This window comes from Marinobacter sp. DSM 26671, assembly GCF_900112835.1.
In the GTDB taxonomy this organism is placed as follows: domain Bacteria; phylum Pseudomonadota; class Gammaproteobacteria; order Pseudomonadales; family Oleiphilaceae; genus Marinobacter; species Marinobacter flavimaris.
Genome location: NZ_FONF01000021.1, coordinates 26435 through 48738, shown reverse-complemented (window position 1 = coordinate 48738; position 22304 = coordinate 26435). Strand labels below are relative to the sequence as shown.

Genomic DNA, 22304 nt, shown 5'->3' with positions numbered 1-22304 from the left:
TGTGCGGAGCCATGGATGGCGGAGCCAAGCGTACACGGACGTATTTACAGCGTTTTTTGGGAACCCCAGCCCGCCTGTTTCGTGCTCCAAATCCAGACATCAAAGACTGGCAAACTCCAGATACCGGCTCGCCGCCTGCTTCTTCTCGTCCTGGCTGTTCAACATTTCCAGCCGCATCTTATCGATCAGCTTCAAATAGTCTGCAATGGGAGACTCGGGCTTGCCGGCGTCTTTCGATTCTTCGATAAACGCCTTCTGCTTTTCACGAATTTCATTCAGCTTCACGAGCGCCGAACGTATCGCTTCCACCCTGGCCTCCACCAAGCCACTACCGCCGCGGTCTGGCGAGCCACGCTCCGCGCTCAGGACCGTCTCAGCGGTCGGCGCTTCGACGGTATTCTGTTCTGCAAGATCGATTTCTTCCAGGGTGCGAACCTCGCCGTCTGTGCTCAGATAGATTCCCGAACCCTTGATCTGGCCCAGCGGCACACCCTGATTGTTGGCCAGCGTGAAGCGGTCTTCTACATTGTCCACATAAAGCGCCTGAACGCCGACTTCTGAGAGAGATTTCAGTGCCTGTGAGCCGTCTGCAGTCAGGACCCACACGGACAACGACTCGAAGATCTCATCGTTGGCATCAATCCAGCGGTTACCGTCGTCATCGAACCGGGCCAGCTCGCCAAAGCCGGAGCCGCTCCGGGGACCAAACAGTTCGGAGCCGTCGTCCACTTTGCCGTTGCCATTTCGGTCCAGCACCAGGTAGCCGCTACCGCTGCCCAGGGTGGCAAACTGCCCGGTTTCACCGTTACCGTTCAGGTCGAACTCGAAGAGGGTATCGGTCAGGCGGGCTGTGGCAGTGCCGAAGTTGATCACCAGAGGGTCGGTGAGTGGCCGTTCCTGAATCTGCACCAGTTCCGAGTACTCGTAGGTCCGGGACTGGGACTGTCGCAGTGACAGGGTGAAGTCGATGGTCTCACCATTCTCCAATGCGATGGTGCCAGTGGAGGCAAAGCTTCTGGATTCGCTCTCCGAGTAAAACATATAGCGTCCGGCAGAAACCGAGACACTGCCCCGACCCTCAACACCCGCATCACCACCGAGCGCGGCACGGCTAACGCTCAGTGCCTGCTGGCCCATCAGAAACAACTCCGAGGTTTTCTCGGCAAGCTGCGCACTGGTAAAGACGCTCTGCTGACCGCCATCCGTCACGGTGCTGCTGCCGCTGAAGGCGAGCTGCTCCTGGCTGCTGTAACGATAGGCAGCCTGGCGCATGAGCGTTAACTCTGAGCCAACCGCGTTCTCATTGGCCTGCGGCGCAGCGGCAGATTGCCGGTTGATGCGGAGCTGCGTGCTGTCGAAAGCCGATACCTGGCGGGAACTGTCCTGGAAAAGCGAAATCTGGCTGGAGGAAATCATGGCTTTGGGCACCTGTAATTACTACACAGGTATATCGGCCGCAGCCCCCCGGACTTGAGCACTTTTTAATCACTTCAGATTCGAGAGGTTAGGCCAGAAACCGCACGATTCCGGCAGCGGCAATCCCGGCGGCAATGGCCGGGAGAGGTTTACGCAACGCCAGCATGGTAACCGCCGTCGTGGTCAGGGCCGCCAGCGCACCAGCGTCCCCCGTCACGGCCATGGGCACAATGATGGCAATCAGGACCGAGCTGGCCATGGTGTTGATAAAGCTCTCGATACGAGGATTGATCTTCACGAACGACATGATGAACACGCCGCCAAAACGGGTTACCAGTGTAACGGCGGTCATGATCGCAATCAGGAACAGAATACCGGCTGTGGTGGTCTCAACGGTCATGGGTGCTGTCCTCCGCGTCAGAAGCAGGCGCAGGCTTTCGCTCGAGCCAGAAGAACCCGATCGCACCACCGGCGAGCGCGCCCACGACGACGTGGGTATTCGCCGGCAACCATTTCCAGGCCGCCAATGAAGCCAGCGCTGTAACGGTCCAGGCCACGAGCACTCTCGGGGATTTCTTGCCGCCCAGCGCCATGGCCAGGAGGAAACAGCCGAGAACCATGTCCAGGCCCAGGGATTTGGGATCCTGCAGAAGGCCACCAAAATAGACGCCCAGACCGGTCCCGATGATCCAGGCCAGCCAAAGAGCCAACCCGCCACCAAGGATAACCTCCAGGTTTCGCCGGCCACTCTGGTATTCCTGGGCCGAAACCGCCCAGTTGGCATCGGTCAGCAACAGTAAGAGGCCATAGCGCTTGCCCGGCGAGACGTCTCTCAGCATCGGGTACAGCGAAGCGCCCATGAGCAGATGGCGTGAATTGATGGCAAAGACCACCGCGATCATCGGGAGTACAGATACCTCGGTGCCCCACATATCGACGGCAGCAAACTGGGAGGCCCCGGCAAACACCGTCGCACTCATCAGCATCGCCTGGAGCGGCTCAAGGCCTTTCTGGGTAGCTGCCAAGCCAAAGGCAGCGCCAAAAGCCACCACGAATAACGAGATGGGAAGCAGCCGGAAAAACTCCACCCGTACCCGGGCCGGCTGTAGCTGATAAGAATAGGAAGCGACAGACATCCGGGGAAACTAGGTCAGTTTCCCCGATCCGCGTATAGGTAGTTTCCGCAGAAAGGGGCACATCTGCGACTAATGGACCAGATCCCCACAACGCATGAGGGCATTTAACCTCATGATTGCCTCAAATGTTTACTGGGGAGGCGCCTGAATCCGGGGATGAGCCTTGCATTGAATAGTTCACTTTCGCATGTTGACGTTAACGTCAATTGCCGCTAGTTTGTTTTTCGTCCAGCCCCAAAAGGGCACTTTCGGTGGGCCACCCCCCAGCGGATATACCGGACACCTGAAATCGGAACGCCGGCCACAAGCCGGCAGACAAGAACAAGATACCCGCTCATGCCGAGATCCGGCCGGCGGGAGAGGATTTCACAATGCTATTCAGCCATCCCGAGTTCGATAACCACGAATATCTGTCCTTTTTCTGCGATCCCGAAACCGGCCTGAAGGCCATCGTTGCTATCCATAACACTTCCCGCGGCCCCGCATTGGGAGGCTGCCGAATGTTTCCCTATGCCTCCGATGAAGAGGCGGTTCGCGATGTCTTGCGCCTTTCGCGGGGCATGACCTACAAATCGGCCCTCGCCAACCTGGATCTGGGTGGCGGCAAGTCAGTGATTATTGGCGACCCGCGCAAACAGAAAACCAAAGCGCTGATGGAGGCCATGGGCCGCCATCTGGAAAGTCTTGGCGGGCAGTACATTGCGGCGGAAGACTCGGGCACCAGCGTACCCGACCTCAAGGTCATGGGCCGACACACCAGCCACGTTGCAGGAATTGCCTCGCGCACCGGCTTCGACGGCAACCCAAGCAACGGCGACCCGTCACCGGCGACAGCCTACGGCACCTTTATCGGCCTCAAAGCAGCGGTAAAACACAAACTTGGGCGGGACGACCTCAACGGTTTGAAGATAGCCATTCAGGGCATCGGTAATGTCGGTTTCCTGTTGGCCAGACACCTGAAGGACGCCGGCGCTGATCTCTGGGTCTATGACATCCATGAAGACAATATGCGGCGGGCCGTGGATCAGCTGGGAGCCAAGCCAGCGGCTGCCGAGGACATATTGTCACTGCCTGTGGACGTGGTAGCGCCCTGTGCCATGGGGGCGGTACTGAACGATGACAGCATTCCCCAACTGAAGGCCCGGATCGTCGCCGGCGCCGCCAACAATCTGCTTGAACACCCTGAGCACGATGCCATGCTGCGGGACCGGGGCGTTCTCTATGCACCGGACTTTGCCATCAATGCAGGTGGCATCATCGATGTGTTCTACGAGCGCGCCGGCGCCACACCGGAAACCGTTCGCGCCCACGTCGATACCATCGGCGATACCCTGACCGAAATCTTCAACCGTGCCGACCGCTCGGGGCGCCCCACCGGGGAGATTGCCAACGAGCTTGCCGAGGAACGGTTCAAAAAGCACATCGCCGGAGCCGGACAGGCGTCCGAGCGGTTGGCCCGCACCGGCTGAGCTGACACCGGCGCACCCCCAGGAAGCTGCGGATAGCTGCGGCTTCCCTCTTAAACCCTGATACAAAAACAAATACTCCGGGAGATAGTTATGTCCGTCACTTCTTCAGATTCCGCCGCTTATTCCGGGGCGCTTGAAGGTTCAAACGCCCAACGCGGGCTCTGGTCATCACGTCTGGCCTTTATTCTTGCCGCTACCGGCTCTGCCGTGGGCCTGGGCAATATCTGGAAATTTCCTTATGTCACCGGTGAGAACGGTGGCGGCGCCTTCGTGCTGGTGTATCTGCTGTGCATCGCGGTCGTCGGGATTCCTATCATGATGGCGGAAGTCATGATCGGTCGTCGCGGTGGCAGGAGCCCCGTCAAGAGTCTGAGCCTGATCGCCGAGCATGACCGACTCAAGCCGGCCTGGAAGCTGGTCGGTGCCATCGGCATTCTGGCGGGTTTTCTGATTCTGTCGTTCTACTCGGTCATCGGCGGCTGGGCCATTTCCTACGTAGGCACAACCGCCAGCGGCCAGCTTGCCGGGCAGTCTGCCGATGCCGTAGGCGCGATATTCTCGGGCCTTCTAAGCGATCCCACCAAACTGCTGGCCTGGCATACCCTGTTCATGGCTATGGTGATGGTTGTGGTAGTGCGAGGCGTTCGCTCGGGGCTTGAGCGGGCTGTCAGCATTCTCATGCCGGCCCTGTTCGTACTGCTGCTGATCGTGGTCGGCTATGCAATGACAACCGGGCACTTCGGGCAAGCCGCCGCATTCCTGTTCCAGCCCGATTTCTCCAAGCTCACAACATCCGGAATACTGGTAGCCCTGGGGCACGCGTTCTTCACCCTGAGCCTTGGTATGGCGGTCATGATGGCTTATGGCTCTTACCTGCCTAAGAACATTTCCATTGCCAAGACCTCGATCAGCGTATCGGTCATCGACACCGGCGTGGCGCTGCTCGCAGGCCTGGCCATCTTCCCGATTGTGTTCGCGAACGGCCTTGAGCCGGGAGCGGGGCCGGGGCTGATCTTCCAGACCCTGCCGCTGGCCTTCGGTCAGATGCCCATGGGTTCCCTGTTCGGCACCCTGTTCTTTGTACTTCTGATCTTTGCCGCCTGGACGTCGGGGATTTCGCTTCTGGAGCCGATTGTGGAATGGCTGGAAGAGCGTAAAGGCATGAACCGCACCGTCAGCACACTGGGCGCCGGTTTTGTCTGCTGGGGACTGGGTATCGCCTCGATTCTGTCCCTGAACCTCTGGGCTGACTTCGCTCCCCTCGGCTTTGTGCCCATGCTGGAAGGCAAGACCATCTTCGATCTGCTGGACTTCTTCACCGCCAACATCATGCTGCCGCTGGGTGGTTTGCTGGTTGCCCTGTTTGCAGGCTGGGTGATGTCGCGCGAGGCCATGGAGAAGGAACTGGCCCTGTCACCGGGCATGTTCAATCTTTGGCTGATCACCGTGCGCTTTGTGACTCCGGTGGCCGTGGCTGTGGTGTTTATCTACAACCTGATGTAACCACCGCTATAACTGATCGAGGGAGGCCTTCAGGGTCTCCCCGATCCTTGCGTTCAACTTCAGATCCACCAGATCTTCAGCCCGAGTCCGCCCCAAGTTCAGGGTGGCAATGGGCTTGTTCCATTCGTTGGCGTACCGGCAGAAACGGAAGCCGGAATACACCATCAACGACGAACCAATCACCAGAAGGCCATCACTGGCTTTGAGCGTATCCAGGGCCGAATACACCCGGTCTTTGGGAACAAAATCACCAAAAAACACCACGTCCGGCTTCAGAATCCCCTCGCACTTCGGGCAGTCCGCCAGCCGGAAATCCTCGAAATCCACATCCAGATCGGCATCGCCATCCGGTGCCGTATCGGCGGTATATTTCTGGAACCCAGGATTCAGATCCGCGCAGCGATCGTGCACTTCATCCCGCGGGCAACGGTAACCGCAACTCATGCACACCACCTCATCGGCCCGCCCGTGCAGATCTGTCACCGCCCGGGTGCCGGCCTTCTGGTGCAACCGATCCACGTTCTGGGTAACCACCAGGCTGCTGTGGTTGAGCAGTTCCAGGTCAGAGATGTAATGATGGGAAGGGTTGGGCCTGGCATTACGCATCACCGGCCAGCCAATCAGGCTGCGACCCCAGTAGCGTTGGCGGGTGTAAACATCTTCCATGAACGCCTTGTGCTGAACCGGCTGCTTGCGCTTCCACGCACCATCGCCATCCCGGTAATCCGGAATACCGGAATCCGTACTGACCCCGGCACCAGTCAGTATCAGCAAGCGAGGGTGGCGATGGATAAACTCCGCCAGCAACGCCCCGGCCTCGCCCGGTTCATGCAGCACCGGCGGCTGCTCCGGCTCGGGCAGGCGCTGGCTGGAGCTGAAAGGTCGGCTGCGGTGCGTGGTTAAAGACATACAGGCTCCGGTTTCTCAGCCCGGCTTACGGGCCACATACACGGTGTTGAACGATTCCCTGTTCTGAAATGGATTGAAGAAGGATACGACATGGCAGGCCACATCGGTGAACACCTCGTTGAGAACGGCCATGAACTCGTCATCTTCGCCCTCGTTCGACCACATGGCAAACACCCCTCGGGGCTTCAGTTGCCGCGCCATCAGCCGCAGGTTGTTGGCGGTGTAGAAGCTGGCACTGGAATCGTGCAGCAGCGCCCGGGGGGAATGGTCGATATCCAGAAGAATGGCATCGAATGGCTTGCCGGGGTTCTTCGGATCGAAACCACCAACCTCAGGATCTGCAACCGCAAGATCGAAGAAACTGCCATGCACGTATCGGTTTCGCGGATCGCCGTTCAGGTCTTTACCCAGAGGCACCAACTCCTGCTGATGCCAGCCGATGACCGGCTCCAGGTATTCAACCACCAGCAACTCGGCAACCCGCTCATGCCTGAGCGCCGCCACCGCGGTGTAACCCAGGCCCAGACCACCGACAACCACACTGAGGTCGTCACCCTCGGTTTCCCCCAGCCCGATATCCGAGAGGGCCACTTCGGCATCCACGAACATACTGGACATCAGGAATTCCTCGCCCAGCTTCACCTCGTAGATATCCCGGTCGCCAATGGCCGGAATCCGCCGCCGGCGAAGAGTGATCTCACCAATCACCGAAGGCTGGCTGTCAATTTGCTCGAAAAGCAGTCCCATTAATTCCAACTCTTATGTTTTAGCTGAAAACGATACCCCTGAGTTCGTCGCTACCAGCCTTAAAGTCCGTGCCAGGAGCAGCTGGGAGGGCCCTTTCAAAACACGCTCCTTGCGGCACATCCATGTGACGCTTGGGCTCCGCCATCCCTGGCTCCGCACAGTTTTGAAAGGGCCCTCCCAGCCGCTCCTACCGCATACTCCCCGGTCCGCTATGGATTAGGCACCTCAAGACACGACTTTAAAATCCGCTGCATCTTCTCTGCACCCAGCTTCTCCATCAACCCAATGTTTTGCTCGGGGATCGCATCGACATCAGGATAACTGTCAATCGCCGCTTCCAGACTGGCTTCCCGCAAAAGGTGCAGCATGGGAAATGGCGACCGATTGGTGTAGTTCTCCGCCGCATCAGGCTCGGTGCCCGCAAACTGGTAATCCGGGTGGAAACTGGCGATCTGGTACACCCCTTCCATCTCCAGATACGCCAACAAACCATCTGCCGCATCCAGAAACTCATTGTAGGGCCCGAAATCCTGCAATACAGCCGGATGAATCAGGAGTGTGGTTTCAATCTCCGGCTCGTCTTCCAGCCTCTGAAGCTCCGAGTGCAGGGCCTGTAACAGCTCGTCTTCCGTTTCGGCTTCCGACACCACAAACCGAACCCGGTTGCGGACCAGTTCCCGTTTGGCAAACGGGCACAAGTTGTAGCCGACGACCACGTCCTCGACCCACTTTCGGGTTGCAGCAATAATCCCTGTTTCATCCATACTGGATTCTCTTTTTTTCGAGGCCCGCACAGAAGTCTGGTCGGGCAGCCGGGGAGGGCTGTCCAAAACTGTGCGGAGCCATGGATGGCGGAGCCCAAGCGTCACAGGGATGTGCCGCCAGGAGCGTGTTTTGGACAGCCCTCCCCGGCTGCCCAGCCCCCAAATCTTGGGTTCAAGAGAAAACTCAGAGGCTCAGACGTATCCCTGACTCCGAAGATAATCATCATAGTTGCCACTGAAGTCAGTCACCCCATCAGCCTTAAGCTCAATAATCCGGGTCGCAAGGGAAGAAACAAACTCCCGATCGTGGCTGACGAAAATCAGTGTACCCGGATAGTTCTCCAGCGCCAGGTTCAGCGCCTCGATGGACTCCATATCCAGGTGGTTCGTAGGCTCATCCATCAGCATCACATTGGGCTTCTGCAGAATCAGCTTGCCGAACAGCATCCGCCCCTGCTCACCACCGGAAATCACCCGCACCGATTTCCCGATATCGTCACCGGAGAACAGCATGCGGCCCAAAGTACCGCGCACCAGCTGCTCGCCGCCCTTGGTCCACTGGGCCATCCAGTCGGTCAGGGTTTCATCCTCGGCAAAGTCCGCCGTGTGGTCCTGGGCGAAATACCCCACTTCAGCGCTGTCGGTCCACTTCACCTCGCCACTGTCGGGCGTGTAGGCCCCTGACATGCATTGCAGAAGCGTGGTTTTGCCGATGCCGTTGGGACCGATGATGGCGATTCGCTCGCCGGCTTCGACCTGCAGGTTCAGATTCTTGAACAGGGGCTTATCATCAAAGCCCTTGGTCATGTTCTTGAGAGTCACCGCCTGGCGGTGAAGTTTCTTGCCCTGTTCAAAACGGATAAACGGGCTCACCCGGCTTGAGGGCTTCACCTCTTCCAGCTGGATCTTGTCGATATGGCGGGCACGGGAGGTGGCCTGCTTGGCCTTGGAGGCGTTGGCCGAAAAGCGGCTGACGAACTGCTGCAGCTCGGCAATCTGCGCCTTTTTCTTGGCGTTGTCCGACAGCATACGCTCGCGGGCCTGGGTCGCGGCGGTCATGTATTCGTCGTAGTTGCCCGGGAACAAGCGCAGTTCGCCATAGTCCAGATCCGCCATGTGGGTGCACACGCTGTTCAGGAAGTGGCGGTCGTGGGAAATGATAATCATGGTGCTGTTGCGCGCCACCAGTATGTTTTCCAGCCAGCGGATGGTGTTGATGTCCAGGTGGTTGGTGGGCTCGTCCAACAGCAACACATCAGGATCGGAGAACAGCGCCTGGGCCAGCAACACCCGCAGCTTCCAGCCCGGTGCCAGCGCGCTCATTGGGCCGTTGTGTTGCTCCAGCGGAATATCCAGGCCAAGCAACAGCTCGCCGGCGCGGGCATCGGCGGTATAGCCGTCCATTTCAGCGAACTGGACTTCCAGGTCCGCGACCGCCATCCCGTCTTCTTCGCTCATCTCGGGCAGGGAATAGATCCGATCACGCTCTTTCTTGACGTTCCAGAGTTCCTCATGGCCCATGATCACGGTATCGATCACCGAGCAATCCTCATAGGCAAACTGGTCCTGGCGCAGTTTACCCAGACGGACATTGGGCTCCAGCATGACCTGGCCGGCGGAGGGCTCGAGATCGCCACCCAGGATTTTCATCAGTGTGGACTTGCCACAGCCATTGGCCCCGATCAGGCCATAGCGATTACCGTTACCAAATTTGGCGGAGACGTTTTCAAACAGGGGTTTAGCCCCGAATTGCATGGTGATATTGGCAGTGGAGATCAAGAAACAAACCTGTCGATGTGGGGCCGGGCATGCGCCGGCGAAAAGAAAGCCGGCATTGTACAGGTTTGCCCGGTGGACTGTGAGGCCGCAGAAACACGGATAAAAAGGGCTTGCCTCTGACGAGCTCTGCGGGCAGCATTCCGGTTCTGATGTATACATTCATCCGACACAAGGACATTGATCATGGCACAGGCTACAGCGCGTCACATTCTGGTAGACAGCGAAGCGAAATGCGAAGAACTGAAAAAGGCGATTGAAGGCGGACAGGACTTTGCCGAAGTGGCAAAGCAGCACTCCTCCTGCCCCTCCGGTCGCAACGGCGGAGATCTTGGCTCCTTTGGCCCGGGCCAGATGGTTCCCGAGTTCGACAAGGCGGTTTTCAACGGTGAACTGAACACCGTTATCGGTCCGGTCAAGACCCAGTTTGGTTATCACCTGCTGGAAGTGACCAGCCGCAGCTGATGATTCCTGGTTCCATACCGGGACTGCAAACCACCGGCCGGCGGCTACCGCTGCTGGCCGGTGCCGCTTCTCTGCTCATCGCGCCTTTCCTGTTTGTCGGCGGGCCTGACTGGGCCTCGGGGCCACTCCTCAAATCGGCCTGGAACCTTGGCCACATCCTTCTGTTTGCACTACTCACTCTGGCGGTCAGACCCTGGCAGTGGCTAAGTGGCTGGCGTCTCTGGCTCGCGGTTACCGTCGTCTTGCTGGTGCTCGGAATTGGTATCGAGTTGATCCAGGGCGGACACAATCGCGACATGGATGGGCGGGACCTCCTGCGCAACCTGATTGGCAGTTGGCTGGTTATCGCATGGCGCCCCTTGCTTACATCAGAGCGGCGAAACTCTCTCGGCGAAGGCCTGGTGGCCGCATCCGTTGCGCTGCTACTGTGTTTTGAGCTGGGAGCTACCGGCATGGTGGCTGCCCGGCAATGGCAGGTATACGAACAACTACCTCTGCTATACGACTTCACCCATCAGGATCCCGGCGCATTCTGGACCGGCAGGCTCACGGTCTCTGCCGACCACTCGCTGAATAATGCGCAGAGCCTGAAACTTGATCTGGGCACTGAAACCTACTCGGGGGTCTCACTCAACAATCTCCCGGCCGATTGGCGTGATTACGAAACACTGAGCATTACCCTGTTCAATCCCTCGACCGCTCCCCTGACGCTGACGCTTCGAATCAATGACGTAGCCCATGACCGCAGCGATCATGCCTACAACGACCGCTACAACACCCGCCTGACACTGGGTCCTGGTTCCAATACCTTCACCCGGAAACTGGCCGACATCGAAAACGCTCCCGATGGCCGGTCCATGGATATGTCCCAAGTCAGAAGAATGGGGCTTTTTGCGGTTCGCCTGCCCGAGCCACGCACTGTTTATCTGTTGGATCTGAGACTGGACTAACCGAGCGTCCAGGGATTATCGGTTATCGGTTCGGCGCCAGCGTCGGTGACCAGAATCGTTTCGCTACACCCAATGCCCCATTGCCCGGGAATACGCAAACAGATGGGCAGGTGGAAAACCATGCCCGGTCGAAATTCCACATTGCCACCTCTGGCGATGAAGCCCGAGCCCTCCACCCAGGATGGCGGGAACTGCGCGCCCACCGTGTAGCCAAATACCCCGGAGAAAAACACCTTTCCGGCCAATGGCTGAAGCGCCTTCTCGGCGTTCTGGGCGGCCTGGTCGAAAGTGACTCCCGGGCGGATCGACGTCAGCAGGGTATCCACAATCCGACGGCAGCCGTCATGGACCCGACGCATTTCAGCCGATGGCTCGCCACCAGCAACCACGGTCTGCATCATGGGTGCGGTGTAGCGGTTCCAGGCTGAGCCGAATTCCAGAAAAACAGGGTCGCCTTTCTGCACCACCGTACGTTTGTGATTGCAGTGGATCACGCTGCTGCGACGACCGGTAACAACAATTGGCTGCATGCTCATGAATTCACTGCCGGCTGCCAGCAGCGCCCTGGCGCCTTCGGCGGCAATGTCATTATCAGTAACACCCGGCTGGACCGCGGCCACGGCCGCCCTGAAACCTTCGGCTGTTATCCGGGCGCTTTCACGCAGGCACCGGATTTCGGCATCGGACTTGACGATCCGGATCTGCTTCAACAGACCGCCGTTGTTCAGAAATCTTACTCCGGGCATCCGAGCTTGCAGGCCTTCCAGCACGCCCTGGCGCAGAGAGCCATGCCAGGCATCAATACCCACGGTCTCCACTCCGTCGTTCAGGGCCTGAACCAGTGGTTCCAATACCTCGCCGATGCCTTCCCACCGGTATCCGCTGACCCGGGCGACCCGGGTTGTCATCATCGCAGGCCCCATTTCGATGGACGGCACCTGCAAGAGCAGGTCCTCCTGGGTAACCACCAGGGCCACGTGAACGGATACTTCAAAAGTGCTATAGCCAGTCAGGTAAAAAATATCCGAAGGATCGGTCAACAGCAGGGCGCCAAAATCCTCCCGGGCCATCCCATCCCGGACACGAGCAAGACGATCGTCGAACTCCTGCTCCGGAAACGGACACTCCAGCCCCCTCAGTTGTGAGGACAAGGCTTTCTGATAGGCATTGAAATCCATAACGACACTCCTCACTCGCATATACTAGGGAGATTGGACCCTATTCTGGCTTTGCACAAACCCCGAGCAAGGAATTATTCCAGCATCACATTGGCTCAGAACGGCAACTGAGGGGATTCACTGACCGCCTGGTGATTCCGGACTGAGAAACCGCGACATCTGCTTGCCTATGCTTTCCACCGGCTCGGTAATCGCCTGCTGGATGCTGTTGGTTACAACTTTCGAGAAAGCCGAGCCGGCAGAGCTCTCCAGGAACTCCAGGTAGAGATCCATCTCCTGGCCACCGATGTTCTGGTAGGTATACAGATAGCTGTCGTAAACCTGCTGACCCACCACGCCCCTGAGCATGCTGCGCTGGCTTTCAATGCGTTGGCGCAGCTGCTCGTAATTGGCCGAATCACTGCTGAACGCCGCCATTGCCGTTGCCAGGCCGAGCTGCACTGCGATCGTTGTATCCACCGCGCTTTCTGTGGCCCGCGCAGCCCGATCAAACCGATCGAACATTTCCGCTTTGCGCGTGCCCTTGTACCGGCTGTTCAATTCCATGGCACTGGACTGGATTTTCGGCCAGGCCGAGGGTTCCGAAGCTGCAATCTCGGCCGAAGAAATCTTTCTGGCCACAGGGGTTTCGTACCAGTCATGAACTGCCTGGAGCTGCGAATCCGTGAGTTTGGCTTGCAGATCTTTAATGATCTGCTGCTCGATATCCACGGAATTGAAACCGCTGCTCACGATGTTCCCGATGGTACTGGCCATCATTGGAGGAAGCTGACCATTCTGTTTGAGTCCTTCCCGGATTCCCTGGCTCATCATGGCCGGGTAACGGGCCACGATATCGTCAACAGGCGATACTTCCAGCACCTGGCGGGCATCCGGCGCTGCCTGGGCATTACCATTAACAAGAAGTGCTGTGATTAAAAGAGGTTTAATTATGGGAAATCGCGTCATTTACCTATCATCCCGAGTGAATCATTGATTCCCTTATGCCATGGGTTCGAGGCAGGCAGCAAGCAATCCCGCGGCCCTGGAGATGACGGTTTGGTAGGAATGCGAAAGAAACGTACCCGCAAGACCAAAAGTCGGCAACTGGCTCTGGAAACCTGGAAAAGCCGGGCAAGATGGTATGGGCTTCCAATGCTGGGGCTGCTGATGGGTCTCTGGGCAACGCTCCGCTTCAGCCTGTTGGCACCGGATCCTCCGGCAAACCCGGAGAACATCTGTGAAATCTTCCGGGAACACCCGGTGTGGTATGACTACGCCAACGACTCCAGGCAACGCTGGGGCACACCCATCGCCACCCAGTTAGCGTTTGTCTATTACGAGTCGTCATTCCGCAGCCATGCGCGTCCACCACGCACACTGCTCTGGGGCTTTATTCCCTGGACCAGGCCCACAACCGCATACGGTTATGCCCAGGCCCTCGACCCGGCGTGGCGGGAATACCTGCAGGCCAATGGCGAAGGCTGGTTCACCGTTCGCACCGACATGGAACACGCGCTGGATTTCGTGGGCTGGTACAACCAGCTAAGCCACCGGCAGCTTGGCATTCCCTTCTCGGCCCCCAGAAAGCTGTACCTTGCCTACCACGAAGGCCGGGGCGGATATGCCCGCAGAAGCTTCGAAGAGAAACCGGACGTGATGGATCTGGCCGCCCGGGTACAGACCCGGGCTTTCCGATACGACAATCAGCTGAAAACCTGCGAGCAGGAATTCCAGTGCTGGCGCTGGTACCAGTTCTGGCCGTTCTGCGGCTGACGCTCGTCAGAAAGCGGAAGAAATCTCCATCTGGGACTCCAGTGACTGCAGGCGCTCCACCAGATACTCCATAACGATACGGACCCGGGCCATTTGCTGGGTATCCTGGTTGACGTGCAGCCAGAGATCCACGCTCTCACCCTCCAGCGGGTCCGACAGGCGGCGGAGTTCACGAGTGCTCTCCCCCAGGTAGCAGGGCAAAACCGCCAGGCCGGCACCGGCTTTCGCCAGCGCGTGCATGGATTGCAGGCTGTTGCAGCGAATGAAAGAGGTAACGTTCTTCAACTGTTTTCTGTACCACCGGCCCGTCGCCAGATGGCTGAAGGTTTCATCCGGTATGATCCAGAGGCAACCTTCCGGACGGTTTTCCACGTCCATGTCACGATGCCGCCGGCAATAGCGGGCCGACCCGTAAACGGCGGATTCGATGGAGGCGATTCGCTCGCCTTCCAGAGTTGCCTGCGGCTTGTTCTCGGGCCGCAAGGTGAGATCCGCTTCCCGATGGCTGAGGTTCGCCACATCGTTATCAGTAAGCGTCTCCAGCTCGATATCCGGGAACTCCCGAACCAGCTCGGCCAGGATCGGGCTAAGCAGCGCGCTCATCATTGCGTCTTCAGCCGCCAGCCTGACTTTACCCACCGGCGCCGAATCCTGCCCGACCAGTTTGCGCTCGAGATTTTCCATCTCGATGGCCAGCCGATCCGCCTCCCGGAACGCGGTCTCCCCCACGGGGGTGAGCTGTAGTCCATCCCGGCTGCGTTCAAAAAACTGTACACCCATCGACTCTTCCATCTGGTCGAGTCGCCGTAAAACTGTGGTTTGGTGCACACCCAGTAATTCGCCGGCCTTGGCTAGCGTTCCGCCTATTGCCAGCGCCCGTATATATCGAAGATAATCCCAATCCATAGTTACTGCATATTTGCAACGTGAGTACGGATTTTAACGTATTCAAACTGCAAATAAGAACCCTTATAATCGCTTTTAAATTAAAGGTAGATCCCTAACTAACCTACCTACCAAAATCAATACACTCATTAAAAAGGAGGAAGGCGCTATGACTCAGAACCATATCGCAACCGTAAACCCGCTGCCGTCCAGTATCCTCCACAACAGTGCTGAGGTCAGGCGCCAGTATACCCGTGCTGCGGCAAAGCAGGCGGTACAGTTTTTCAGTCGCAAGATGCGGAGCTTCAACCGGAAAGCAGCAAACGTTGCTCCGGACATGAGCCAGATGCAGGGCGGCCACTAAAACGGCAGCCGAATCTGGCATGAGCGGGGAGATCGCTCAGGCTGAGAACAGAAAGAACATAAGGATTTGAAAACGCCGTTGGCTCCCAGGGAACCAACGGCGTTTTACGTTAGCGGATCAGAATTCCCAAACGACTTTTTTCTTCTGGCTGAACCAGTCGTCCATCTTCTGGTTGTAGAAATCTTCTATCACATTCCGCTTGATCTTCATGGTCGGCGTCAGCATGCCGTTTTCCATAGTCCAGGGCTCCCGAACCACCACGACAAAAGCTACCTTCTCGTGGGACTCGCACTCCGCGTTCACCGCCTCCAGTTCGGCCGCAAGTTCCTGCTCGAGCTCACCGCGATCCATTCCGGTCTCCAGTTCATCCCTGGCCTCTTCCGACAGCAGGACCATCAGGCAAGGCTGCGGCTGGTTGGCACCGGCCACACAGACCACTTCGGCCTTTGGATGATTAAACCGGTTTTCGATGGGCACCGGTACCACGTATTTGCCTTTGGAGGTTTTGAACAGATCCTTTACCCGGCCTGTGATACGGAGGGTGCCGTCCCGGTCGATCTCGCCCATATCTCCGGTTTTCAGGAAGCCATCCTCGGTGAGGTCCTCCTTGGTTTTCTCCTCATTCTTGTAGTAACCCAGCATCTGGCCCGGGCTTTTCACCTGGACTTCTCCGCCCTCTCCGATGCGGTGCTCGACCCCTGGATTCGCCATACCTACCGAACCGGCGCGAGCCTGGCCTGGTCGGTTGGCGTGGGAATAGCCGAAGTTTTCCGACATCCCGTACACTTCCAGCAGCTCGAGCCCAAGGTTGCGATACCAGTTAACGATGTCCGCTGACAGCGGCGCTGCGCCGGTCAGGGCTGCCCGACAATAATCCAGCCCCAGCTGTTTCAAGACCTTCTTCTTCACAAGGCCGCTGATAATGGGGAGACTGAAGAGCAGCTTCTGCTTTTTGGGCGGCAGTTTGGCGTTTACACCAAGATAGAACTTCATCCACAGGCGCGGGACCGAGAAAAACAGCGTCGGCCTTGCCCGCTGCAGGTCCTCCTGGAAGGTATCCAGGGAATTCGCAAAATAGAGATGAAAGCCATAGTAGAGGGACTGCGTTTCGACAGCTGCCCGCTCAGCCACGTGAGCCAGGGGCAGGTAAGAAAGCATGCGCTCGTCAGAGGAAACCGGGAACAGCTGCTGCAGGCCATCAGCTACTGAAATCATGGTCCGGAAGCTGTGCATGACGCCCTTGGGGCGGCCGGTGCTGCCGGAGGTATAGACAATCGTGGCCAGGTTATCCGGATCCGGCAGCTTGGGCTGCGCAGGCGACTGTTCGGCCACAATCTCCGACCACTTGGGCGTATCGTCCCGTGGCGACAGGGGCAGGGAAATGAGCGGCAAGTCTGCCGGAATGTGGTTCTTGATGTCGTTCCAGCCGTCCGCGGTCCCGTCCAGTTTTCCGAGGAACAGGAGCTTTGCCTCACTGTGCTCGAGAACGTAGGCAGCAGTATCTCCGTTGAGCGTGGGATAAAGTGGCACCGAAACATGGCCTGCCGCCCAGATCGCCAGATCGGCCAGGATCCAGTGCGCGCTGTTTTTTCCGAGGATACTGATATTGCTGGGTTCCGGAAGCTTCAGGCTGTCCAGGTAAGCCGCCATGCGGGATACCTGATCGGCTGCTTCTCTCCAGGTAATATCTTCCACCCGGCCATCCGGGTAAGGCTGAGTAAGGTAAACGTTGTCGGGGGTTTCCTCTGCCCAGTAATACAGGCAATGGAGTGAGGTCTGCTTCCGGGGGTCTACCGCCATAAACGGCTCCTTTTTGTTATTGTCCTTCGTGTTTAGGTCATGCCATTGCGATTCATACTAGCGTCATTTCAGACCTGCTCAATAGCAATTAGTGCCCGCGCCATTGGCAAATTAATCCTCGCCCGAGAACTGTTACTCAAAATTTTTCGTAACATTTGTCAAGTTTGAGCTAGTGTGAAGGGTGTACACCCTTCTTTTCGAGCAAATTGGATGTAGCCATGAGCAAACCAAAACGTTCGTTTTTAATCTTTCCGGCCTGGGGCATCATTCTTCTGGGTTCCGGTGCCTTTTTCTACAGCGCCTATGCGGGCATGCTGGGCACCTGACCCGGGAAAACCGTTTTAACGCCGAAACCGGGTTTCGAGGACAACGGCAGAGTTGGTCCTCTCAACTCCCTCAAGGTTGCCAATGTCATCCAGCACGGCGCTCAGTTCCTCCAGGGACTGGGCTTGCACAATGGCAATAAGGTCGTACTCCCCACTGACGGAAAACAGCTGCGATACCTGGCTGATTTGCTCCAGGGCAGCATTGGTTCTGCCGGTGAGCTTCTGGAACACCTTGATCGACACGTGAGCCTCCACCTGGCTCGCCGAAAACTCACCCCCCAACTGAACCGAGTAACCACGGATGACACCGCTGGCCTCCAGCCGCGCGATACGGTTCTGCACCGTCGACCGTGACACATGCATGGCTTTGGCGAGCTCGGTGACACTGGTCCGGGCATTCTGCCGCAGCAGCATTAGCAGTTTCTGGTCCCGTGAATTGATCATATTGCCAAACCTACTTTACAATTTGCATCCATTGTAGATCATTTCGATCATTCTGCAGCTGCATTATGGCGCTGACGGCTTTCATACTGGGCCCAAAACAATTCCCAGGAAGATCGCCATGATTATTCGACCGATTACCCCCAAAGATCTTGACGCCCTGATGCAGATCGCAGTGGAATCCGGCCCCGGCTTCACCTCGCTGATGCCGGATCGCGATGCCCTGAGCCGCAAGATCGATCATTCGGTTGAGAGCTTCGCACGGACTGTGACCACTCCCGGCGATGAGCATTATCTTTTTGTGCTTGAAGACAGTGCGACCGGCCAGATTATGGGGACCACCGGCATAGAAGCTGCTGCTGGCTTATCCCGCCCGCTCGAGCATTTCCGCCGTAACGCGGTTATCCATCACGAGGAAGATCCCCGGAAACGTCACGTCGAGGAAAGCCTTACCCGATGCCAGCATTACACCGGCTGCACCGAGGTATGCTCGCTGTATCTTCGGCCCGGATTTCGCCGGGCCAATGCGGGCAAGCTCCTGTCACGGGTTCGCTTTCTGTTCATGGCACTGCACCCGGAGCGTTTTGCGGACACCGTTATTGCAGAAATGCGCGGCGTTTCAGACCATGCCGGCCAATCCCCGTTCTGGGACTGGCTCAAACATCACGTAGCAGATCTTGATTTCATGTCTGCCACACAGCTGGCCTGCTGTGGCCAGAGCGGTTTTGTTGAACGCTTTATCCCCGCAACGCCATTGTTTACCCGGCAGATGACCGATGCAGCCCGGGCGGTTATCGGCCAGGTCCATGAAGATACGCGCCCTGCCCGGCACATGCTGGAGCGCGAAGGTTTTCGCCACCGGGGCTTAGTGGATCTTCTGGACGGGGGGCCAACACTGGAGTGCGCCAGATCGGACATCGCCAGCGTGCGCGATACCCTTCTTACCCGCGCAAGGCTACAGAAAGGCAACCGGAGTTCCTGGAATATTGCTGGAAACACCGCTGGATCCGCTATAGTTGCCAATGCTGGCTGTTCAGGCTTCAGGGCTACGGTAACCGAGCAGGTCCTGCCGAACCCCGATGCCAATAGCCTGTCAGTGCCAGAGCAACTGGCGAACGAACTGAACCTTGGCGGATATAGCCTGGCCTGCTATCTGCCACTGAGCCAGTCCAGGGAAGAGTCACAGGGGCGTCAACAGCCCTGCCAAAAACCGGTTACTGAGGAGATTCGCTATGCACACTGATCCGGACACCCTGTTTGCGAGACTCTGGGAGTCGTACCGCCAGGTAACCCCTTCGGCCGATCGCATACATAAAATCCTGGGCGCCGAAGAGGGGCAGGCCATCGTCAACGACCACATTGCGCTTCGCACCTTCAACCTGGACCCTGTTCGGCTGGACGCTCTGGCAGAGCATTTTCTCAGCCTCGGCTATGAAGAAGGTGGCGAATACCACTTCGAGGCCAAAAAGCTTTATGCCCGCCACTATGAGCACCCCTCCCGGGAACTGCCCAAGGTGTTTATTTCCGAGCTGCTTGTAGAGCAATGCTCGCCGGAGCTGCAATCGGTGGTTAAAAGTCTTGTCGGCCAGGTAAAGCCGGAGGCGGTTACTGCCGATGATTTTCTCTATTCGGGTCGCCATTGGGCGGTCGACTACGACACCTACCGCCAGCTGATGAAGGAAAGCGAGTACGCCGCCTGGATGGCCGCCTGGGGCTACCGCGCAAACCATTTCACGGTCAGCATCAACCATCTGGAACAGTTCGGTTCGGTTCCGGAAATCAATCAGTTGCTGAAAGATCATGGCTATACGGTGAATTCATCCGGCGGTGAAGTAAAAGGCTCCCCGGAAGACTTGCTGGAGCAGTCCTCAACCATGGCCGACCGGGTGCCGGTTACCTTTACCGACGAGACGGTAACCATACCCAGTTGTTTCTACGAATTTGCCCTGCGTTATCCGAAACCGGATGGCCGGCTCTACTCGGGCTTCGTAGCGGCATCGGCCGACAAGATCTTCGAGAGCACGAACGCCGGCAGCTGAGTCTGCGTGCAAAGACTCGCGGTCACGACCACCCCTGTTCACCGATCAGGGGAACGAACCGGACTGCGCCGAGGTCCTCGGTCCGGAATTCGTTCTCTGTCAGCCGGGTAATACGTTCCAGCGACTGAACCGAATGCTCCGACCCCACCGGTATGACCAGGTGCCCGCCAACCGCCAGCTGATGCTTCAATGATTCCGGCACCGATGGCGCACCGGCAGCCACGATGATGCCATCGAAAGGCTGGTGCTCGGACCAACCTATTGTGCCATCGCCACAGCGAACCCGGACATTGTCAAAACCCTCGGCGGCCAGCGTTCGGGCTGCGCGATCGGCCAGTTCCCGAACCCGTTCGATGCTGAACACCTCGCTTGCAATACAGCCCAGAACGGCAGCCGCGTAACCCGAACCTGTGCCGATATCCAGAACCCTTTCTCCACCCTCCAGATCCAGTGCTTCCGTCATCAACGCCACGATGTAAGGCTGTGAAATGGTCTGCCCCGCACCGATCGGAAGAGGACCATCATCGTAGGCGCAGTCCTTCATACGTTCTGGAATGAAGCGCTCACGCGGCACCCGACCCATGGCCTCCAGCACCAGCGGCGACCCGATTCCACGGGCTCGAAGCTGATAATCCACCATGGACGCTCTCTGCAACTCGAAGCCATTGTCCTGATTCATGACGCTCTTCCTGCCCCTGGTCTGGCTGCTTACCGGCCGTTACAAAGCAGTAACTTTTTTACAACGGCGCGCTTGAGATTATCTGTCTACTTTTTAGACATCGGTAATGACACATACAACCACCGAATGCCAAAAACAACAAACGGACAACGGGTCCACGAACCGGCCAACCCGTTGCCGAGGAGGAGAAATGTCGACATCCGTAAACCACCTCGACGAACGCACGCGGGACTCCGCAGAGCTGCTCGAAGAGATCATGCCCTCTGCCATTACCCTGGCCATGATGCTTCGTCACCGTAAAATGGCGGCCTGGCTACGCACCGAATTTGATGGATATCAGGATGTTGCTGCCGCACCGCCTTATCGTAGGCAGCTACACGGGCACATTGTTGCCAAATCCCCCCAGTATGGTTGGATCCCCGCTCCAGTAGATGATCAGCAAAAAGAGAAGTTTGGCTACATGGATCTGCTCGAGGGCGTGAAAGCTCTTGAGAAAACCTGTGTGAGTTGCAAAAAGGGCAACGGCAACCGGGTTTTGCTGGAAAAAGACGAGATGGCCGTGTTGCAGAAGCAGATCAACCTGACCGCCGAGCTGGCCATCAACCTGAGTCGCGACGTTTATTGCCGGCTCCTCAGGACCGTTCGGGCTGCAATCTACCTCTGGACCCAGGAACTGATGGCCGAGGGCATTGCCGGGGAGCACAACCACTACAGTCCGGACGAGCGCGCCAAAGTTGCGCATCTGGACGACCCCGAGAAGTTCTGGCGACGGGCCATGGACGAAGTCGACAGCCTGCCAATACCAGACGTGCGGGTGACCGGTTTCTTTGAACGGGTATTCGGGCGCGCAGGCTGAGCCTCGCGCCCTGGCTGCTACCAGAGCACGCTAACAATACCGACGCTGCTCACCAGCAGCAACACGGTTCCCAGCAGACGGAAGAACACCGGAGTCTCCGCCTGGAGAATACGGTCATGGGCGTAGAGCCCGATTACATGGCCGACGGCTGCGCATGGCAGCAGCCAGAGGTGATGGATAAGTTGCAGATCGATGCCGGCCCAGACGAAAGCGGCCATCTTGATCAGCACCAGAATGAACCAGAGCGCGAACAAGGTATCCCGCAGTTTTTCTTTGGGCAGGTGCTGGGCTGCCACGGCAATGATCAGGGGCGCACCGATCAGGGAAGTGCCACTGATGTATCCGCCCACCATGAGGAATATCGCGTCGACCGTTTTGCTGCCACTGCGAAAAGGTCGGTTGATGATGTAGGAAACAGAATAAAGCGCCACGATAACGAAAATGATGGCACTCAGGATGTCACTGGGCATGGTAATCAACCCGAATACACCAATCAGCTTGGGCACAATCATGATGGCGAGGATCCGCCACAAGTATTGCCAGTCGACAGTGCCCGAGCCCGCCTCACGTTGCTTGCCTGCCCCGGTGCGATTGTTCATCCAGATTGTCAGGGATGAAAAAACCAGAAGGTGGACCGCAATGATCGGCAGAAAGACGAGCGGTTGATCAAGAACCAGCAACAGAAATGGCAGGGACAGAACGGCGCCACCGAATCCCAGCCCGGAGCGGACAAAACCACTCCAGACGAAAATCAGGGCAATCAGCAGATATTGGTAAATCGCGAGATCAGACATGGATTCCCGGTTGTCGTCAAAAGGGCCGTCGTTTATCCGGAACTGGTCTAAG

Annotated in this window: 23 protein-coding genes; 9 read left to right on the top strand and 14 right to left on the bottom strand. The window is 57.7% G+C overall.

What is annotated here, in order from left to right; translation table 11 throughout:
• Window positions 1–99 precede the first annotated feature (99 nt).
• From BM035_RS18370 to BM035_RS18360, 3 genes are all read right to left on the bottom strand, one after another.
• Window positions 100–1416 carry a hypothetical protein gene (locus tag BM035_RS18370; protein WP_092033617.1) on the bottom strand — a complete coding sequence of 439 codons (1317 nt, stop codon included), beginning with the start codon at window positions 1414–1416 and terminating at the stop codon, window positions 100–102.
• A gap of 88 nt (window positions 1417–1504) precedes the next feature.
• Window positions 1505–1816: an AzlD family protein gene (locus tag BM035_RS18365; protein WP_008173928.1), complete on the bottom strand. Its 312-nt coding sequence runs from the start codon at window positions 1814–1816 to the stop codon at window positions 1505–1507.
• Window positions 1806–2552: an AzlC family ABC transporter permease gene (locus BM035_RS18360; protein WP_092033614.1), complete on the bottom strand. Its 747-nt coding sequence runs from the start codon at window positions 2550–2552 to the stop codon at window positions 1806–1808. The genes BM035_RS18365 and BM035_RS18360 overlap by 11 nt, the downstream gene beginning before the upstream one ends.
• 371 nt (window positions 2553–2923) lie before the next feature.
• Here BM035_RS18360 and BM035_RS18355 point away from each other — a divergent pair, with 371 nt between their 5' ends.
• Window positions 2924–4021, top strand: coding sequence for a Glu/Leu/Phe/Val family dehydrogenase (locus BM035_RS18355; RefSeq protein ID WP_092033611.1), 1098 nt, complete (start codon window positions 2924–2926; stop codon window positions 4019–4021).
• A 90-nt stretch (window positions 4022–4111) separates the two neighbouring features.
• On the top strand, window positions 4112–5524 hold the full coding sequence (locus BM035_RS18350; RefSeq protein ID WP_092033608.1) for a sodium-dependent transporter: 1413 nt from the start codon (window positions 4112–4114) through the stop codon (window positions 5522–5524).
• Between the two features lie 6 nt (window positions 5525–5530).
• Here BM035_RS18350 and BM035_RS18345 read toward each other — a convergent pair whose 3' ends face one another.
• From BM035_RS18345 to BM035_RS18330, 4 genes are all read right to left on the bottom strand, one after another.
• Window positions 5531–6433: an NAD-dependent protein deacetylase gene (locus BM035_RS18345; RefSeq protein ID WP_092033605.1), complete on the bottom strand. Its 903-nt coding sequence runs from the start codon at window positions 6431–6433 to the stop codon at window positions 5531–5533.
• Window positions 6434–6448: 15 nt separating this feature from the next.
• Entirely contained in the window at window positions 6449–7180 is a 732-nt protein-coding gene (locus BM035_RS18340) for a spermidine synthase (RefSeq protein ID WP_092033602.1), read from the bottom strand.
• Window positions 7181–7389: 209 nt separating this feature from the next.
• Window positions 7390–7944, bottom strand: a complete 555-nt coding sequence (locus BM035_RS18335) for a DUF1415 domain-containing protein (protein WP_092033599.1) — start codon at window positions 7942–7944, stop codon at window positions 7390–7392.
• A gap of 192 nt (window positions 7945–8136) precedes the next feature.
• Window positions 8137–9723 (bottom strand): ABC-F family ATPase, encoded by a 1587-nt coding sequence (locus BM035_RS18330; RefSeq protein ID WP_092033596.1) that lies wholly within the window; start codon window positions 9721–9723, stop codon window positions 8137–8139.
• A 183-nt stretch (window positions 9724–9906) separates the two neighbouring features.
• Between BM035_RS18330 and BM035_RS18325 the strand changes: the two genes are divergently transcribed.
• Together BM035_RS18325 and BM035_RS18320 are read left to right on the top strand one after the other, a co-directional pair.
• Window positions 9907–10185 (top strand): peptidylprolyl isomerase, encoded by a 279-nt coding sequence (locus BM035_RS18325; RefSeq protein WP_008173912.1) that lies wholly within the window; start codon window positions 9907–9909, stop codon window positions 10183–10185.
• Window positions 10185–11135 carry a succinyl-CoA synthetase subunit beta gene (locus tag BM035_RS18320; protein WP_092033593.1) on the top strand — a complete coding sequence of 317 codons (951 nt, stop codon included), beginning with the start codon at window positions 10185–10187 and terminating at the stop codon, window positions 11133–11135. The genes BM035_RS18325 and BM035_RS18320 overlap by 1 nt, the downstream gene beginning before the upstream one ends.
• Here BM035_RS18320 and BM035_RS18315 read toward each other — a convergent pair.
• Together BM035_RS18315 and BM035_RS18310 are read right to left on the bottom strand one after the other, a co-directional pair.
• A complete protein-coding gene (locus BM035_RS18315; protein ID WP_092033590.1) occupies window positions 11132–12313 on the bottom strand; it encodes a M24 family metallopeptidase in 1182 nt (393 codons plus the stop codon). The two genes, BM035_RS18320 and BM035_RS18315, sit on opposite strands and share 4 nt — an antisense overlap.
• A 117-nt stretch (window positions 12314–12430) precedes the next feature.
• On the bottom strand, window positions 12431–13261 hold the full coding sequence (locus tag BM035_RS18310; RefSeq protein WP_092033588.1) for a DUF2059 domain-containing protein: 831 nt from the start codon (window positions 13259–13261) through the stop codon (window positions 12431–12433).
• A gap of 99 nt (window positions 13262–13360) precedes the next feature.
• Here BM035_RS18310 and BM035_RS18305 point away from each other — a divergent pair, with 99 nt between their 5' ends.
• Window positions 13361–14068, top strand: coding sequence for a transglycosylase SLT domain-containing protein (locus BM035_RS18305; RefSeq protein ID WP_008173907.1), 708 nt, complete (start codon window positions 13361–13363; stop codon window positions 14066–14068).
• Window positions 14069–14074: 6 nt separating this feature from the next.
• Here BM035_RS18305 and BM035_RS18300 read toward each other — a convergent pair whose 3' ends face one another.
• Window positions 14075–14974: a LysR family transcriptional regulator gene (locus tag BM035_RS18300; protein WP_014577912.1), complete on the bottom strand. Its 900-nt coding sequence runs from the start codon at window positions 14972–14974 to the stop codon at window positions 14075–14077.
• A gap of 148 nt (window positions 14975–15122) precedes the next feature.
• Between BM035_RS18300 and BM035_RS18295 the strand changes: the two genes are divergently transcribed.
• Window positions 15123–15317: a hypothetical protein gene (locus tag BM035_RS18295; RefSeq protein ID WP_039882018.1), complete on the top strand. Its 195-nt coding sequence runs from the start codon at window positions 15123–15125 to the stop codon at window positions 15315–15317.
• Window positions 15318–15434: 117 nt separating this feature from the next.
• On the opposite strand, the gene BM035_RS18290 is transcribed toward BM035_RS18295, so the two are convergent.
• Both BM035_RS18290 and BM035_RS18285 read right to left on the bottom strand, forming a co-directional pair.
• Entirely contained in the window at window positions 15435–17117 is a 1683-nt protein-coding gene (locus tag BM035_RS18290) for an AMP-binding protein (RefSeq protein WP_008173905.1), read from the bottom strand.
• A 341-nt stretch (window positions 17118–17458) separates the two neighbouring features.
• The gene (locus tag BM035_RS18285) at window positions 17459–17887 is read right to left on the bottom strand and encodes an Lrp/AsnC family transcriptional regulator (RefSeq protein WP_008173902.1); all 429 of its coding nucleotides are present in this window, start codon (window positions 17885–17887) and stop codon (window positions 17459–17461) included.
• Between the two features lie 118 nt (window positions 17888–18005).
• Between BM035_RS18285 and BM035_RS18280 the strand changes: the two genes are divergently transcribed.
• Complete coding sequence (locus tag BM035_RS18280; protein ID WP_008173901.1) at window positions 18006–19127, top strand: arginine N-succinyltransferase; 1122 nt, start codon at window positions 18006–18008, stop codon at window positions 19125–19127.
• Entirely contained in the window at window positions 19117–19923 is an 807-nt protein-coding gene (locus tag BM035_RS18275; RefSeq protein ID WP_008173898.1) for a DUF1338 domain-containing protein, read from the top strand. The genes BM035_RS18280 and BM035_RS18275 overlap by 11 nt, the downstream gene beginning before the upstream one ends.
• 22 nt (window positions 19924–19945) lie before the next feature.
• Here BM035_RS18275 and BM035_RS18270 read toward each other — a convergent pair whose 3' ends face one another.
• Window positions 19946–20602 (bottom strand): protein-L-isoaspartate(D-aspartate) O-methyltransferase, encoded by a 657-nt coding sequence (locus tag BM035_RS18270; protein ID WP_053112769.1) that lies wholly within the window; start codon window positions 20600–20602, stop codon window positions 19946–19948.
• A 190-nt stretch (window positions 20603–20792) separates the two neighbouring features.
• Between BM035_RS18270 and BM035_RS18265 the strand changes: the two genes are divergently transcribed.
• Window positions 20793–21458 (top strand): AbiTii domain-containing protein, encoded by a 666-nt coding sequence (locus BM035_RS18265; RefSeq protein ID WP_092033586.1) that lies wholly within the window; start codon window positions 20793–20795, stop codon window positions 21456–21458.
• Window positions 21459–21475: 17 nt separating this feature from the next.
• Here the strand turns inward: BM035_RS18265 and BM035_RS18260 are convergent, their stop codons facing one another.
• The gene (locus tag BM035_RS18260; RefSeq protein WP_053112770.1) at window positions 21476–22252 is read right to left on the bottom strand and encodes a TSUP family transporter; all 777 of its coding nucleotides are present in this window, start codon (window positions 22250–22252) and stop codon (window positions 21476–21478) included.
• Between the last annotated feature and the right edge of the window lie 52 nt (window positions 22253–22304).

Coding starts and splice junctions, on each gene's coding strand:
- BM035_RS18260 (WP_053112770.1), bottom strand. CDS start 22,252: ATGTCTGATCTCGCGATTTACCAATATCTGCTGATTGCCCTGATTTTC.
- BM035_RS18280 (WP_008173901.1), top strand. CDS start 18,006: ATGATTATTCGACCGATTACCCCCAAAGATCTTGACGCCCTGATGCAG.
- BM035_RS18310 (WP_092033588.1), bottom strand. CDS start 13,261: ATGACGCGATTTCCCATAATTAAACCTCTTTTAATCACAGCACTTCTT.
- BM035_RS18360 (WP_092033614.1), bottom strand. CDS start 2,552: ATGTCTGTCGCTTCCTATTCTTATCAGCTACAGCCGGCCCGGGTACGG.
- BM035_RS18320 (WP_092033593.1), top strand. CDS start 10,185: ATGATTCCTGGTTCCATACCGGGACTGCAAACCACCGGCCGGCGGCTA.
- BM035_RS18370 (WP_092033617.1), bottom strand. CDS start 1,416: ATGATTTCCTCCAGCCAGATTTCGCTTTTCCAGGACAGTTCCCGCCAG.
- BM035_RS18275 (WP_008173898.1), top strand. CDS start 19,117: ATGCACACTGATCCGGACACCCTGTTTGCGAGACTCTGGGAGTCGTAC.
- BM035_RS18295 (WP_039882018.1), top strand. CDS start 15,123: ATGACTCAGAACCATATCGCAACCGTAAACCCGCTGCCGTCCAGTATC.
- BM035_RS18335 (WP_092033599.1), bottom strand. CDS start 7,944: ATGGATGAAACAGGGATTATTGCTGCAACCCGAAAGTGGGTCGAGGAC.
- BM035_RS18285 (WP_008173902.1), bottom strand. CDS start 17,887: ATGATCAATTCACGGGACCAGAAACTGCTAATGCTGCTGCGGCAGAAT.
- BM035_RS18300 (WP_014577912.1), bottom strand. CDS start 14,974: ATGGATTGGGATTATCTTCGATATATACGGGCGCTGGCAATAGGCGGA.
- BM035_RS18350 (WP_092033608.1), top strand. CDS start 4,112: ATGTCCGTCACTTCTTCAGATTCCGCCGCTTATTCCGGGGCGCTTGAA.
- BM035_RS18265 (WP_092033586.1), top strand. CDS start 20,793: ATGTCGACATCCGTAAACCACCTCGACGAACGCACGCGGGACTCCGCA.
- BM035_RS18355 (WP_092033611.1), top strand. CDS start 2,924: ATGCTATTCAGCCATCCCGAGTTCGATAACCACGAATATCTGTCCTTT.
- BM035_RS18365 (WP_008173928.1), bottom strand. CDS start 1,816: ATGACCGTTGAGACCACCACAGCCGGTATTCTGTTCCTGATTGCGATC.
- BM035_RS18345 (WP_092033605.1), bottom strand. CDS start 6,433: ATGTCTTTAACCACGCACCGCAGCCGACCTTTCAGCTCCAGCCAGCGC.
- BM035_RS18315 (WP_092033590.1), bottom strand. CDS start 12,313: ATGGATTTCAATGCCTATCAGAAAGCCTTGTCCTCACAACTGAGGGGG.
- BM035_RS18270 (WP_053112769.1), bottom strand. CDS start 20,602: ATGAATCAGGACAATGGCTTCGAGTTGCAGAGAGCGTCCATGGTGGAT.
- BM035_RS18305 (WP_008173907.1), top strand. CDS start 13,361: ATGCGAAAGAAACGTACCCGCAAGACCAAAAGTCGGCAACTGGCTCTG.
- BM035_RS18325 (WP_008173912.1), top strand. CDS start 9,907: ATGGCACAGGCTACAGCGCGTCACATTCTGGTAGACAGCGAAGCGAAA.
- BM035_RS18340 (WP_092033602.1), bottom strand. CDS start 7,180: ATGGGACTGCTTTTCGAGCAAATTGACAGCCAGCCTTCGGTGATTGGT.
- BM035_RS18290 (WP_008173905.1), bottom strand. CDS start 17,117: ATGGCGGTAGACCCCCGGAAGCAGACCTCACTCCATTGCCTGTATTAC.